We start from the raw sequence: 13106 nt of genomic DNA, 5'->3' as shown, positions 1-13106 counted from the left end.
GACTCAGGCTCTGCAGCCGTCGGTTCGGGAGTCGGGGTGGGCTCCTCCGTCGTCGAGTCGGTCGGGTCCACGGGGGTGGCCGGCTTGGGGACGGTGACGTTGTCGAAGGCGGCCGAGACCAGATCGTGTTCGTCGCCGGTGGAGGGCCGGGGGTCCGGGACGTGGACGGTGGCGGGGGGCTCCGGGGCGGCCTCGGCCGCCGGGGCGGGGACCTTCGGCTCCGGCTGCTGGGCAGCGGTGGGGGTCGGCTCCTGGGTTGGAGTCTGCTCCGCACCCTCTGCCTCGGCCGTACGCCCCTTGCGTGATCGGCCGAACGCGTTCCGCAGGAGAGTGAGAATGCCCATGTGCGCAACCCTTCGTGAGTTGATGCCCGTCAATCCCTGGCCAGGACGGACACGTAAGGTTAGCGGCCCCGAGTAGTGATCTTGGGCAGGGGCGAGTACCGACAGGCGGGCCGTGTCAATGCGATCCTCGGCCGTCGTGCAGCGTGATGTCGACGAGCAGCGCGCGGTGGTCGGTGTCGGCCAGGGCGAGAAAGCGCGCGCCGGTCGCGGAGAAGTCCGGTGAGACGAGCACGTGGTCGATCTGGGCGCCGAGGGTGGGCGCGGTGCGGGCCGGCCAGCTGGGAGCGCGCTCTGCGCCGGCCAGGCGGGCGGCGTCGCGCAGTCCTGTGTCGATGATGCGGCGGAAGGCCGCGTGGTCCTGGCAGGCGTTGAAGTCGCCGGCCAGCACGGTCGGCGTCGTACGGCCCGCCGCGGCGAAGGCGCGCAGCCGGGCGAGTTCCCGGTGCCAGAGGGCGACCTGGCCGGGCAGCGGTGGCATCGGGTGCGCGAGCTGGAGGCGTACCGCGTGCCCGCGGACGTCGGCGACCGCGCCCGGCATGCCCATCGTGCCGCGGACTCCGGCGGTGCCGCGCAGGGCGTAGCGGCTGAGGATCAGGGACCCCTGCGAACCGCTCGCCCGGACCGCCCGCCGGTACGGGTAGTCGCCGCCGACCTCCCGGTCCAGCGTCGCCTGGCAGGTGTACTCGCACTCCTCGACGAAGACGATGTCGGGCCGCTCGCGGCGGACGACCGGGACGAGGGCCGGGGCGCCGCGCCCGAACTGCACGTTCGAGGTCAGCACCCGCACTTCGGCCACGGCATGGCCGGCCGGCGCGGAGACCCTGCCGTACGGCTCGATGAACCACGCCAGCAGCCCCAGCAGCGCCACACCCCACACCGCCCCCGCCCACCAGCGTCCGCGCAGCGTGAACGCCAGGCCCAGTCCGGTGGGCACGAGCAGCCACGGCAGGAACGCGAGGAGCTGCGGTACGGGCGTGATGCCGTCGCTGTCGGCCAGCCGGCACCCGACGACGACGCTCACCCCCGCGAACATCAGCCCGGCGCACCAGCTCGCGAACCGTCCCCCCTGCTTGGTCACGACGACGAGCCTACGGGGTCGCCACGGACCCCGGGCGTCCCGCGCGCGGGAGCAGCGGGATCAGACGCGCACGCGCGGCGGCGGCTGCTCTGGGCGGGTCTGGGTGGTGGGGGCCTCGGCCGCCCGGCGGCGGCGGAAGGGCCGGCGCGGTCGACGCGAGAGCCAGGTCAGCGCGGCCACCGTCAGACCGAGGGCGACCAGGATCCACGAGGTGGTGCGCAGGGTGGCCGTGAGGGCGTCGTAGACGGCGCCGACGGCCGGCTGGGAGACCTCGCCGGGGAGGTCGGCGAGGGTCAGACTGCGGCCGATGGCGACGGCGAGGGCGAGCAGCGCGCCGCCGAGGGCGGTGCCGAGCGCGGTGGCGGTCAGCGCCCGGCGGCGGCGGGCGGCCAGGGCGAGCCCGGCGACGGCGAACGCGACGGCCGCGACCGGCAGCCAGAAACCGGCGACTTCGAGCACGTGGAACCCCTTCCGCAGGCGGCCCAGTTGCTGGGCCGGAAGCAGATCGACCTCGGTGTGCTGGACGGGGATGCGGTTCGCGAGCGGTACGTGGTCCTGGGCGAGCTGGGCCTTGACCTGGGCGGTGACGGGCGCGAGGTCGACGGTGACCGGGCGTTCGAGGGGGGCGCGTTCGTCGCGCAGGGCCCGCAGCACGGCGTCGTGGGCGGCCCGGTTGCCCTCGTTCCACGCCGTGCGGAAGGCCTCGGTCCGGGTGAACGAGCGGACGGCGTCGTGCACGAAGGGGGTGATGGTGCCGGGGCGCACGCGGGCGTCCAGCCCGTGGCCGATCTCCTGCATGATCCCGTCCCCGACGGTGTCCGCGATCGCGTCGCGGACGTCCGGGTCGTCGGCGAGCGGCGCCATCGTGGTGACGTAGCGACCGGTGTCGGAGAGCCCGTACGCCGCCCAGGCCGACAGCGCGCCGAACGGCACGAGCAGGCACGAGAGCGCGATGAGCACGGCCGACAGGCCGCTTCGCATACGTCGGGACACGTTCTCAGCCAAGGCCGTCACCCGCCCCTCCGCGAGCGGAGGGGCGGCATTCGGGTGACCGGGAGAGCGGGGTCGGCCGGTTCGGTCGGTCAGGTCGGTCCGGGGCGACTGACGCGGGTCGGCGGGTCAGCGGATCAGCGGGTCAACTCACGCGATGGCCCGCCGCGTCCTCGTGCGTGTAGAACCAGTAGAAGCAGAAGAGGCCCGCGACGATCGCGATCCCCAGCGACAGGCCGACCGTCGACACGAGGGCATGGCCGCTCTGGCTGTAGAGGAAGCCGAACGCCACGCCGATGAAGGCGAACCACAGCGCCGCGTGCTGCTCCCGCCGCAGCCGGGGGCCGAGCATGAGGACGCCCGCGAGGACCACCGTGAACACGATCGTGGTCACGAAGCCGAACAGCACGTTCCAACCCGTGATCGGTCCGCCGTCGCGCCGGTCGGCCGCGGTCCAGTAGCCGTAGACGAGCCCCAGTGCGAGCGGTCCCGCCCACCGGCCGATGGCATGGGCCCGGGCGCTGAACAGGTTCGGTGGGCGGGTGGTGCGGGTGGTGATGCCGGACACGGGTGCCGCGTGAGCCATGAGAGCGCTCCTCTCTCTCCTCGCCCCCGCCTACCAGAGCACACCGGGGAAGGTGCCCTGGCAAGTCGGTGGAGCGGTTAACGTGCTGACGTACGCGACCGACCGGATCACCACACGGGGGGACGATGCCCGGAACCGTGCTGCTGCTCGCGGCCGCGCCCGTGGGCAGGGGACGTCTGGTGGACGCCGCGTCCGTGCTGCCGGTGCTGGCCGCCGTGGCGCCCTCCGTGCTGTCCGGCACGGACACCGCGACCGTGGTGGAGCTCGCCGACCCGCTGGAGCCGCAGGCCGTGCTCACCCGGCTGCGCGCGGCCGCGGCGGCGCCCGGCCCGCTCACCGTGTTCCTCACCGGCCAGCTCCAGCTGGACCGCCGCCAGCACCTGCCCCACCTGGCGCTCGCCCGCACCACCCCGGCGACCGTCCGTTACACGGCCCTGCCCTGGCACTGGCTGCGCGAGGAACTCCGGCTGCGACCGGACGGCACCACCACGGTCGTGGCCGATCTGCACGCGGACGCGGAGAGCTGGGAACTGCTGCGCGGGCGCCCCTTGGGCTGCGGGCACAACATCTCCCTGTACGGCCGGATCGCGCCGCCGCCGACCCGGCGCACGGTGGCGGCACCGGCGTACATGAGGGCGGTGGCGACGATCCTGCGCAGCGGGCACCGGCCGCCCCCGGCGGAGCTGCACGAGCAGGCGCTGTCGCGGCTGACCGAGGAGTACGGCGGCCCCGGCCTCGTGCTCACCGCGCCCGGGCCGGGGCCGGCCGACCCGCACACGGCCATCGCCGCCTGTGTGCAGGCCGGCCGGCACGGCGACGCCGACGCGCTCGCCGCCCGCTGGGAGCGGGCCGCCGCCCTCGCCCACGGAGCGGCCTCCGAGGACGCGCTGCACTGGGCCGAGGTCCGCGCTGACCTGGCGATGTTCGCGGGCGACGCCGCCCGCAGCTGCCGGGCCTGGCTGACCGTGGCCACCACCCGCCTGGCCATGGGCCAGGCCGCCGACGCCGTGGCCGTCGAGACCGCCGTCGACCGCGCCCACCACCAGTGGGGGCTGATCCACGACCCCGAACGGGCGCGCGAACTCGGCTCGGTGCTCGCGGAGTTGCGCGGCCGGGTGCCGGGCCGGCGAGAGGGCGCGCTGGACCATGTGCGCCGCCAGCTGAGCCAGCTGCAGACGCAGGTCTGAGGCGGGACCGGCGCGGATCCGGCGCAGATCTGGCGCGGGTCCGACGCGGTTCTGGTGCGGTTCTGGTGCGGGTCTCGTGCAGGTCCGACCCCGGTTCGCCGAGGCCGGTGCGGGTCCGGTGTGGCCGGAATGCGCCCCGCACCCGCGCCGGACCCGGCGCAGTCCTCCGAGGAGCCCGCGCCCTCGGCGCAGTCCTCCGCGCAGCCGCCGCGCACCGACCCACCGGGCGGGCCGGCAGGCCCCGGGCCGGGCACCGGCGCCGGCGGCCCGGTCCGTCTCCTGGTGGCCCTGCTCGCCGCGCCGCGTGCCCGGGCGCGTGCCGTGCTCGACTGGTTCGTCGGGCTGCGCACCAGGGCCCGGGTCGTGGTGAGCGCGCTGCTGGTGCTCGCGCTCGCCGCGCTCGCCGCGCTCGGTGCCGGCGGCTACGAGCTCGTCGACCCCGGCGGCGTGGCCCCGCTGCCCGGCCGGGCGGTGCTCGGTGGGCAGAACCTGGCGGTCACCCGGTCCTCGCAGCGGGCCGGGAAGGCGGCCGAGCTGATCACGTTCCTCACCAGCCCCCAGAGCGAACGCTGCCTGCTGGACGCGGGCTTCGCCGCGACCCGTACGTCGGCGTACACCGACGACCGGGTCCGCTGCATGTCCGCGCCCGCCGCCGCCGGCGGTTCGCCGTCGGCGGCGCCCACCGGCGAGAGCACCGACCGCATGCCCCGCGACGCGGCCGGCCGTCCCGGTTACGCCCGCGGCATCCTCCTGCCCGCCCTCCAGCGGGCGGTCTCCCGGCCGCGCACCCCGCTCTACGGGGCGTTCACCCAGACCTTCACCGCTCAGCTGGGTGCCCTGTTCACCGACGACCCGCCCAGTGACGCGGTGCTGGCCGGCCGGCTGGACGAGGCGCTGCGCCGAGCGCTGCCGGGCTGAGCGCGACCCGCGACGAGGGCGCCGACACCGGGCGCAGCACTAGCGGGTCTGGACCGCCTGCGGGGCGGGGACCGGGTCGGCCGCGGGCACCGGTCCGGCGTTGGCCGCCGCGACCAGGGCGGCCACGGCTATGACGGCCGCGCCGAATCCTCTGACGCAACGTGCGGAGAAGTGTCCTTGGCGCGCGACAGTGCGTCCGAGCACGGCAACCGACCTCGCAACGACAGTGATGGATTAAGCGCGTTTAACGCACTCTCCAACGTAGGGGGTGAGGAGGCCGAACGGAAAGGGCGCCCGGGCGAGTTGGGGTCCGCTGCGCATAAGGTCCGTTGCTGACCTCCGGTCAGTGGAGACGGCTCGCCGCAACTCGGCTTACTGGCATGATGAACCGCATGGCGAAGCGGGACGACCCGGAGACCATCGGGCGCAGGGTTCAGCGGCTACGGCGGGAACGGGGCCTGACCCAGCGGCAGCTGGCGGAGCCGGCGTACACCCCCGCGTACATCTCCACGCTCGAGGCGGGACGGGTCCGGCCCTCCGACGAGGCGCTCAAGCACGTCGCCGAGCGGCTCGGGGTCGCCTTCGACGAACTCGCCACCGGACGCCCCGCCCATCTCGCCACCGACCTGCGTCTCAGACTGACCGAGGCCCGGCGCACGCTCGCCACCGGGGAGTCGGAGAAGGCGGCCGAGCAGTACACCCGGCTGCTGGCGGAGGCCGAGGAGCACGAACTCGTCGACGTCCAGGCCGAGGCGCTGCTGGGGCTCGGTGAATGCGCCCTGGAGACCGGCGAACTGGAGAGCGGCCGGCAGTTCTTCGAACGGTCCGAGCGGGCCCTCGCCGACGCGCCGCTGCCCGCCCGGGTCCCCGCGCTGCGCGGCCGCGCCGTCTCCCACTACCTGGCGGGGGAGCTGCGGTACGCCGTCTATCTGATGGAGTCCACCCTCGACGAGCTCAACCGGGGCGGGCTGCACGACCCGGACGCGCTGCTGCTGCTCTACGCCGGCGTCATCGGGCCGTACATGGACATGGGGGCGCACGCCCGGGCGGCCCAGGCGGCCGAGTTCGCGCTCGCGCTGGCCCCGCAGGCGGGTGATCCCGCGCTGGTGGCCCGGATGCACCGGTCGGTGGCCCGCACCCTGCTCGCCGAGGGCCGGATCGCCGAGGCCGACGCCTCGCTCGCCAAGGCCGCCGAGCTCTACCGCGCCCTCCAGTTGCGCACCGAACTCGCCAACTGCCACTGGATGCGCGGCTACGTGTGCGCCCAGAACGGCGAACTGAAGCGTGCCGAGGAGGAGTTGCGGGCCGCCCAGGCCATGCTGTCCGCCAAGCGTGCCGCGCTCTACACCAGCCAGGTCGCGGTCGAGCTGGCCGATGTCCTGCACCGGCGCGGCAAGTCCGAGGAGGCCGCCGATCTGCTGCGGAACGTCCTGGGCGACCTCTCCCCCGAGCGGGGCGCCGTGCACGCCGCCGCCGCGCACCGCCTGCTCGGCATCATCGCCGAGGACACCCGCGACACGGAGGCCGCCGAGGAGCACTACGTGCGTGCGCTGAGCCTGCTGGAGCGGGCGGGCGCGGCCGGCGACCTGGCCGACCTGTGCCGCCTCCTCGGTGATCTGCTGCGCCGTACCGGCCGTGTGGAGGCCGCCCTGGACGCCTACCGCACCGGCCTCGGCCACCGCACCGCCCCCGGCACCACGACCCTGGGCCCGGCCCCGGCGCAGCCTCCGCTGTGACGGCCGCCCGCCGCGGCGGGCGGCGGCGCGCGGCTGCTCGGCGCGTGTGGGTGCGTCCGGTCCCGGGGCACGCGGGCCGGGGACGACGGCCGCGCCGAGGGACGAGGTTCGACCGTGACCGGAAGTCCAGCGGACCGGACCGTGCACCGTGGCCGGAATCCGTGCGTGCGCAAGGCGGTTGCCGGTGCGGCTCACACGCGACCGGCGACGGCGGCCGGCCGGGGCTCAGGCCGGGGTCCGTGCCTTGTCGTGCACCGTCGTCAGGCGGTCCACGGCGTGCTGGACCGCCTGTGCGGTGGCGTCCCGTGGCAGGGTGCCCGGGGCGCCGGTGGTGAGGACGATCGCGTCGTCGCCGACGCGAACCGTGGCGAGGTCCAGGGTGAGGGTGGTCAGGCTGTCCTCGTACGACTCGGTGGTGAAGGTGAGGCGCAGGCCCTGACGGGCGTCGCCGGCGTTCGGCAGGGCCAGGTCCGCGACCCGTACGTCCATGAAGTCGGAGTTCGGGGCCGTGGCGGTGAATTCCGCGCAGGTCTGCGGCATGGTCTTGAGCCAGGCGAGGGTGCGGTCCACGTCCGGAGCGCGCAGCGCGAGCACCTGGTGGCGCAGCTGGGCCCCGTCGTCGCCGTCGTCGTAGGCGGCCACCGCGTGCGCGCCCGAGGGAGTGCCGAACGGTTCCTCGGTGTAGAGGGCGTCGAGGAGGCGGCCGCACTCGGAGACGTCGGCCCGTGCCTTGAGCACACCGTCCCGCCAGGTCGCCGCGCCCTGGGTCGGCGCCCACGGCGATCCGAGGTCGGCTTGGGTCAGCAGCGCGGACCGCGCCTGGTCCGGCGTGAGCGCCGCGGCCGGCGCGGCGGCGGGGCCGGGCCGGCGGGTGGCCGCCGGCGTGGAGGCGTGGACGGCCCGGCCGGACTGCCCGGCGGTGCAGGCGGCCCCGGTCAGCAGGACGGCCGCGCAGAGCGCGGAGGCGGCCAGGACACGGGCCGGGGTACGGGACATGCATGCCTCCAGACGGACGGAACGCGCGCCGCGGACCTGGCGTCCGGGCGGCGGCGCTCCTCCCACGGCACCACCGGGCGGCCCCGCCCACCAGCGCTCCGGTCCGTCCGGGTGAGCGCCGCGGAGGGGGGAGGGAAGACCGGCGGACGGGCGCGCGGCACCGGGCGGGGCAAGCGACGATGGTGATGGCCCCGTACGCGGCACCCGAACGTGGCACCCGTACGGCGGAACCTCCACGACGGACCCCGTACGGCGGAACTCGTACGCGGAACCCCACGACGGACCGCGTACGACGGAAGGAGCGCCCTGTGACCTCGCGGCCCACTCCTGTGATCGTCGACTGCGACACCGGCGTCGACGACGCGCTCGCCCTGCTGTTCGCCGTCCGCCACCCCGGCCTCGACCTGCGCGCGGTCTCCTGTGTGGCCGGGAACACGGACGTGGACCAGGTGGTACGGAACACGCTGACCGTTCTGGAGCAGGCGCGCGCTCCCGCCGTCCCGGTCGCGCGGGGCGCCGAGCGGCCGCTGCTCGAACCCCTGCGCACCGCCCTTCATGTGCACGGCAGGGACGGCATGGGCGACCTCGCGCTGCCCGCGCCGGCCCGCCGTCCCGCCGACGTAAACGCGGTGACGCTGCTCCGCCACGCGATCCTGGACTGCGACCGCCCGGTCACCCTGATCCCCACCGCGCCGCTGACGAACATCGCCCTGCTGCTGCGCACCCACCCCGAGGTCACCCGCAACATCGAGCGGATCGTGTTCATGGGCGGCGCGGTCGCCACCGGAAACGCCACGCCCGTCGCCGAGTTCAACGTCTGGCACGATCCGGAGGCCGCCGCCGTCCTGCTCACCGCGGGCGTGCCGATCACGATGTACGGGCTCGACGTGTTCCAGCGGGTGCTCGTGCCGGAGGCGGACGTACGGCGGCTGTGCGGGCGCGACGAGCCCGGCGCCCGGCTGGCCGGACTGCTGCTGTCCCGCCCCGACCCGGCCGCCGGCGGGGACGCCCCGCACGGCGTCCTCGGCGACGCGGGCACGGTGTGCTCGGTGGCCGACCCGGAGGGGCTGACCACCCACCGGCTGCCGGTGGAGGTGAACCTCGCGCCGGGCCCGGCCCGCGGGCAGACGGTCGTCGACCGCCGCCCGCGTCCGGGCGAGGCGGAACTGCACGGTGAGGCCCGCGAACAGGCCCTGGTGGACGTGGCGTTGGACATCGACGCCGAGCGGTACGTCCGGCTGTACCTGACCACCGTCGAGGGCACCGGGGACAGTGCCTAGGTCAACGCCCGGGTCAACACCCCCGGCACCCCGCGAGCTGATCCGCGGGGGTCAGGAGGCCTGCTTCGCCGCCCGGCGGCGCGTGGCGACGACGAGCGCCGCGCCGCCCGCCAGCAGCACCGCAGCGCCGCCTGCGACGAGGCCGGTGCCGCTGCCGCCGCCGGTCTCGGCGAGGTCGCCGCTGCCGCCGTTCGGGGCCGGGGCCGGTGCGGTGGTGGACTCGGAGGCCGACGCGGCCGGGGCCTCGCTCGGCGGCGTCGCCGGGGCCGACGACGGGCTCTCCGTCTCGGCGGGGCTCTTCGTGGCCGGGAGCGTCGGCTCCTCGGCCGGGGCCGACGACTCGGGGGCGGACGGGGCCGGCGTCGTGGCCGGGGGCTGCTCCTCGGCGGCCGTGCAGTCCTTGGCGCCGCCGTTCCAGGCCGCGATCAGCTTGTCCTTGATGACCGGGCGGTCCGGGCCCTTGGGCAGGTCGCCGTGCTCGAAGCCGTCGTTCGCGTCCGTCCTGCCGTCGAACTTGACCGCGCCGCGGTACAGGTCGATCTGGGCGAAGCAGCCCGCGTCCGGCACGGCGATGTCGAGGGAGCCGGTCTCGCCCCGCTTCACCGTCACCGTGCCGAAGTCGACGAACACCTGCTCACCGGAGGTGGCGAAGGTGGCGCCGTGGGCGAGGTAGGAGGCCAGGGAGGCGGTGCAGGCCGTGGCGTCGTGGGCGGTGCGGACCGTGATGTGGACCTTGCCGTCCTCGGTCGGCCGCAGGTTCTGGTCGTCGACCTTGACGGCGTCGTAGAAGTTCTTGCCGTCGAGCGAGAACTGGCAGCGGTCGCTCTCGGTGACCGTGCCGGCGCCCGTACCGGGCTGGTAGCGGCCGCCGCCCTTCCAGCCCTCGCCGCCGGGCGCGCCGTGGGCCCAGGCACCGGAGGCGGCGGCGACGGAGGCGGCACACAGGGCGAGCGTCGCGGCGCCCGTTCCCAGCAGGCGGGCGGCGGAGACACGACTGGCTATGGACATACGGATCCCATCTTGCTTGTGCGCGGGGTGGCTGGTCGCGGGGCAACGGCACGGACCAGGACGGGCCGACGGAAGGCCGAAGGGAACAACGGGCCCATCGGTCACATGCGCCACAGTGTGAGGTCATGGTCGTGTGTGCGGCCGAGCCTGTCAATCTGCCGGAACACAAAGGGACTTCACGCCTTCATCACGCTTGTGCCACATAGGGAGCGACTCACTCCGTCACGGGGGCGGTGTTCACTTTTCGGGCGATGTGGACAGAGTTCTCGTGTCGCCCGTAGTCATCCGTACGTCCGCCGTACGCACCGAAGAGGAGATCGCGTGACCGATACCGCCCCCACGCACGACTCCACGCACGACTCTCCGCGGGACACCGCGTCCGACCTGTCGTCCAGGAACCCGGATTGGTGGCGGCAGGCCGTCGTCTACCAGGTCTACCCCCGCAGCTTCGCCGACTTCGACGGCGACGGACTCGGCGACCTCCGCGGCATCACCGGGCGGCTGCCGCACCTCGCCGCCCTCGGAGTGGACGCCGTGTGGCTCAGCCCCTTCTACCCCTCCGAACTGGCCGACGGCGGCTACGACGTCGCCGACCACCGCGACGTGGACCCACGCCTCGGCACGCTGGACGACTTCGCCGCCCTGACCGCCGAGGCGCACCGCCTGGGCCTGAAGGTGATCGCGGACCTCGTCCCCAACCACACCTCCCACCGGCACCCCTGGTTCCAGGAGGCGTTGCGGGCCGGCCCCGGCTCCCCCGCCCGCGACCGCTACGTGTTCCGCGACGGCCGCGGAGCGCACGGCGAACTCCCGCCCACCGACTGGCAGTCGGTCTTCGGCGGCAGCGCCTGGCGGCGGGTGCCGGACGGGCAGTGGTACCTGCATCTGTTCGCGCCCGAGCAGCCGGACCTGAACTGGGGCAGCGCGGAGGTGCGCGCCGACTTCCGCACCACGCTGCGGTTCTGGGCCGACCGCGGCGTGGACGGCTTCCGCGTCGACGTGGCGCACGCCCTGGCCAAGGACCTCGACGAGCCGCTGCGGGACGTCGGGGCCATCGGCGCCACCGGCGAGGGCGCGCTGCCGCTCGTGCCGCCCGGCAGCCATCCGTACTACGACCGGGACGAGGTGCACGAGATCTACCGCGACTGGCGGCGGATCCTCGACTCCTACTCCCCGCCGCGCACGGCGGTCGCCGAGGCCTGGGTGCCGGGTCACCGGCGCGCGCTGTACGCCCGGCCCGACGAACTGGGCCAGGCCTTCAACTTCGAGTACCTGCAGACCGGATGGGACGCCGGCCGACTGCGGCAGGTCATCACCGAGTCGCTGGCCACCGCGCGGGCCGCGGGGGCGTCGGCCACCTGGGTGCTGTCCAACCACGACGTCGTACGGCACGCCTCGCGTCTGACGCTCCCGCCCGGCACCGACGAGAACGCCTGGCTGCTGTCCGGCGGCCGCGCCCCGGCCGTCGACGAGGCGGCGGGGCTGCGCCGCGCCCGCGCGGCGACGCTGCTGATGCTGGCCCTGCCCGGCTCGGCCTACCTCTACCAGGGCGAGGAACTGGGCCTGCCGGAGGTGGCCGACCTGCCCGCCGAGGTCCTCCAGGACCCGGTGTGGGAGCAGACCGGCCGTGCCCGCAAGGGGCGCGACGGCTGCCGGGTGCCGCTGCCGTGGACCACCACCGGGGCGTCGTACGGCTTCGGTCCGGGCGCCGCCTGGCTGCCGCAGCCACCGTGCTTCGCCGCGTACGCCGTCGAGGCGCAGGACGGAGTGGAGGGCTCGACCCTGGAGCTGTACCGCTCGGCGCTGCGGCTGCGCCGCAAGCTGCTGGAGGGCGAGTCGCTGACCTGGGTGGAGGGCGGCCCGGCCGGGGTGCTGGCGTTCGCCCGCTCCGGCGGCCGGCGGTGCGTCACCAATCTGTCGGGCCGGGCCGTGCCGCTGCCGCCGGGGGAGGTGCTGCTGAGCAGTTCGCCCTTGACGGGGCGCCGGCTGGCCCCGGACACCACCGTGTGGCTCGCGTAGTCCCCGCGCGTGGGTTCCTTCCCGCGCGCGGGTTCCGCCTCAGCCCGCCGCCGGGCTGGGGCTCGGGTCGCCGGGCAGCACCAGCGGGCTCGACGTGGCGTTCGGCGGCGGGGTGAGCACGACCTCGGGCTGCCCGCCGGAGGGGGGCGGCGGGGTCAGGTCCGAGTTGGGCAGCTTGGGCGGGGTCGTCTGCATGAAGAGCACCTGGTCGAAGTTGACCAGGCCCGTCTCCTCCATGACCGTGATGTGGTCCAGGACGGTGGCGTTGGCCTGGTTGGCGAGCTCGCGGACCAGGCTGTTCTTGGTGGTGGAGCGGATCTTCGCGATGGTGTTGAAGATCGAGCCGTGCGTCACGCGCAGGATGTTGGCCATGTCGGAGTCGAACTGCTTGCCGGTGTCCCCGGCGAGCTGGGTGACGAAGCCCTGCTGCTGGGGGCTGGCCACGTTCGGCAGCGTGATGTTGAGCATGGGCGCGATCCTGCGGCAGCTCACGTCCAGTTGCGCGTGCCCGTCGATCAGGTGCTTGCCCGCCTTGACGACCTCCTTGGTGGTCCCCTTCTGCACCGCCATCTCGCCGACGGGGTACTCCCACAGCCCGGCCGCGCGCACCTTGACCACGAAGTCCCGGTCCGCCTCCGTCAGCGGCCCCCACTGGGTCTGGGCGATGACCCGGGAGCCGTCGCTGGAGACCTTCTCGAGGCCGAGCATGCTGGGGTAGGCGAGCGCGACCAGGGTCAGGCTGAGGGCACCGCCCACAAAAAGAGTTCCCGTCGCGTTCCGCGAAAAGCGCACCGTGCCTCCTGCCCGGTCATGGTCCCGCCGTGGGCGGTTCGGACACTCACATGTACGGGCCGGGGAGCGTGAAGAACCTTTTGATTTGGTAAAAAGAAACGACCGTGATGTGAGACTGCTCACGCCCATGGGTAGTTGGGCGCGCTTGCCCGGCCGCAGTGTCCAAGTTCTG

12 protein-coding genes and 1 pseudogene are annotated in these 13106 nt (G+C 74.5%); 5 read left to right on the top strand and 8 right to left on the bottom strand.

The features are described 5' to 3' along the window. The 4 genes and pseudogenes from ACWC91_RS18435 to ACWC91_RS18420 form a co-directional block, all read right to left on the bottom strand. Positions 1-344: pseudogene (locus ACWC91_RS18435) on the bottom strand (VWA domain-containing protein); the annotation flags it as partial. A gap of 115 nt (positions 345-459) precedes the next feature. After that, positions 460-1377 carry an endonuclease/exonuclease/phosphatase family protein gene (locus ACWC91_RS18430; RefSeq protein WP_450643396.1) on the bottom strand — a complete coding sequence of 306 codons (918 nt, stop codon included), beginning with the start codon at positions 1375-1377 and terminating at the stop codon, positions 460-462. Between the two features lie 105 nt (positions 1378-1482). Further along, positions 1483-2415, bottom strand: coding sequence for a hypothetical protein (locus ACWC91_RS18425; protein WP_450643395.1), 933 nt, complete (start codon positions 2413-2415; stop codon positions 1483-1485). Between the two features lie 142 nt (positions 2416-2557). After that, positions 2558-2998, bottom strand: a complete 441-nt coding sequence (locus tag ACWC91_RS18420; RefSeq protein ID WP_225076507.1) for a hypothetical protein — start codon at positions 2996-2998, stop codon at positions 2558-2560. A gap of 125 nt (positions 2999-3123) precedes the next feature. On the opposite strand from ACWC91_RS18420, the gene ACWC91_RS18415 reads away from it, so the two are divergent. After that, a complete protein-coding gene (locus ACWC91_RS18415; protein ID WP_281156267.1) occupies positions 3124-4185 on the top strand; it encodes a hypothetical protein in 1062 nt (353 codons plus the stop codon). Between the two features lie 129 nt (positions 4186-4314). Further along, complete coding sequence (locus tag ACWC91_RS18410; protein ID WP_450725974.1) at positions 4315-5103, top strand: hypothetical protein; 789 nt, start codon at positions 4315-4317, stop codon at positions 5101-5103. A gap of 39 nt (positions 5104-5142) precedes the next feature. Here the strand turns inward: ACWC91_RS18410 and ACWC91_RS18405 are convergent, their stop codons facing one another. Continuing rightward, positions 5143-5307: a hypothetical protein gene (locus ACWC91_RS18405; RefSeq protein WP_172632905.1), complete on the bottom strand. Its 165-nt coding sequence runs from the start codon at positions 5305-5307 to the stop codon at positions 5143-5145. A 188-nt stretch (positions 5308-5495) separates the two neighbouring features. Between ACWC91_RS18405 and ACWC91_RS18400 the strand changes: the two genes are divergently transcribed. After that, positions 5496-6839 (top strand): tetratricopeptide repeat protein, encoded by a 1344-nt coding sequence (locus ACWC91_RS18400; RefSeq protein WP_450644985.1) that lies wholly within the window; start codon positions 5496-5498, stop codon positions 6837-6839. Positions 6840-7064: 225 nt separating this feature from the next. On the opposite strand, the gene ACWC91_RS18395 is transcribed toward ACWC91_RS18400, so the two are convergent. Continuing rightward, positions 7065-7835: a hypothetical protein gene (locus tag ACWC91_RS18395; protein ID WP_225076510.1), complete on the bottom strand. Its 771-nt coding sequence runs from the start codon at positions 7833-7835 to the stop codon at positions 7065-7067. Positions 7836-8143: 308 nt separating this feature from the next. Between ACWC91_RS18395 and ACWC91_RS18390 the strand changes: the two genes are divergently transcribed. Continuing rightward, positions 8144-9115, top strand: coding sequence for a nucleoside hydrolase (locus ACWC91_RS18390; protein WP_376502691.1), 972 nt, complete (start codon positions 8144-8146; stop codon positions 9113-9115). A gap of 51 nt (positions 9116-9166) precedes the next feature. On the opposite strand, the gene ACWC91_RS18385 is transcribed toward ACWC91_RS18390, so the two are convergent. Next, positions 9167-10123, bottom strand: coding sequence for an LAETG motif-containing sortase-dependent surface protein (locus ACWC91_RS18385; RefSeq protein ID WP_450644379.1), 957 nt, complete (start codon positions 10121-10123; stop codon positions 9167-9169). A gap of 321 nt (positions 10124-10444) precedes the next feature. Between ACWC91_RS18385 and ACWC91_RS18380 the strand changes: the two genes are divergently transcribed. Beyond that, positions 10445-12142, top strand: coding sequence for a glycoside hydrolase family 13 protein (locus tag ACWC91_RS18380; protein WP_450644381.1), 1698 nt, complete (start codon positions 10445-10447; stop codon positions 12140-12142). A gap of 39 nt (positions 12143-12181) precedes the next feature. On the opposite strand, the gene ACWC91_RS18375 is transcribed toward ACWC91_RS18380, so the two are convergent. Further along, positions 12182-12898 carry a DUF4142 domain-containing protein gene (locus ACWC91_RS18375; protein ID WP_141359781.1) on the bottom strand — a complete coding sequence of 239 codons (717 nt, stop codon included), beginning with the start codon at positions 12896-12898 and terminating at the stop codon, positions 12182-12184. Between the last annotated feature and the right edge of the window lie 208 nt (positions 12899-13106).

This window comes from Streptomyces sp. NPDC001204, assembly GCF_053598035.1.
This window is presented reverse-complemented; position numbering and strand designations above follow the sequence as displayed.

Coding starts and splice junctions, on each gene's coding strand:
- ACWC91_RS18430 (WP_450643396.1), bottom strand. CDS start 1,377: ATGTTCGCGGGGGTGAGCGTCGTCGTCGGGTGCCGGCTGGCCGACAGC.
- ACWC91_RS18420 (WP_225076507.1), bottom strand. CDS start 2,998: ATGGCTCACGCGGCACCCGTGTCCGGCATCACCACCCGCACCACCCGC.
- ACWC91_RS18415 (WP_281156267.1), top strand. CDS start 3,124: ATGCCCGGAACCGTGCTGCTGCTCGCGGCCGCGCCCGTGGGCAGGGGA.
- ACWC91_RS18410 (WP_450725974.1), top strand. CDS start 4,315: ATGCGCCCCGCACCCGCGCCGGACCCGGCGCAGTCCTCCGAGGAGCCC.
- ACWC91_RS18400 (WP_450644985.1), top strand. CDS start 5,496: ATGGCGAAGCGGGACGACCCGGAGACCATCGGGCGCAGGGTTCAGCGG.
- ACWC91_RS18395 (WP_225076510.1), bottom strand. CDS start 7,835: ATGTCCCGTACCCCGGCCCGTGTCCTGGCCGCCTCCGCGCTCTGCGCG.
- ACWC91_RS18385 (WP_450644379.1), bottom strand. CDS start 10,123: ATGTCCATAGCCAGTCGTGTCTCCGCCGCCCGCCTGCTGGGAACGGGC.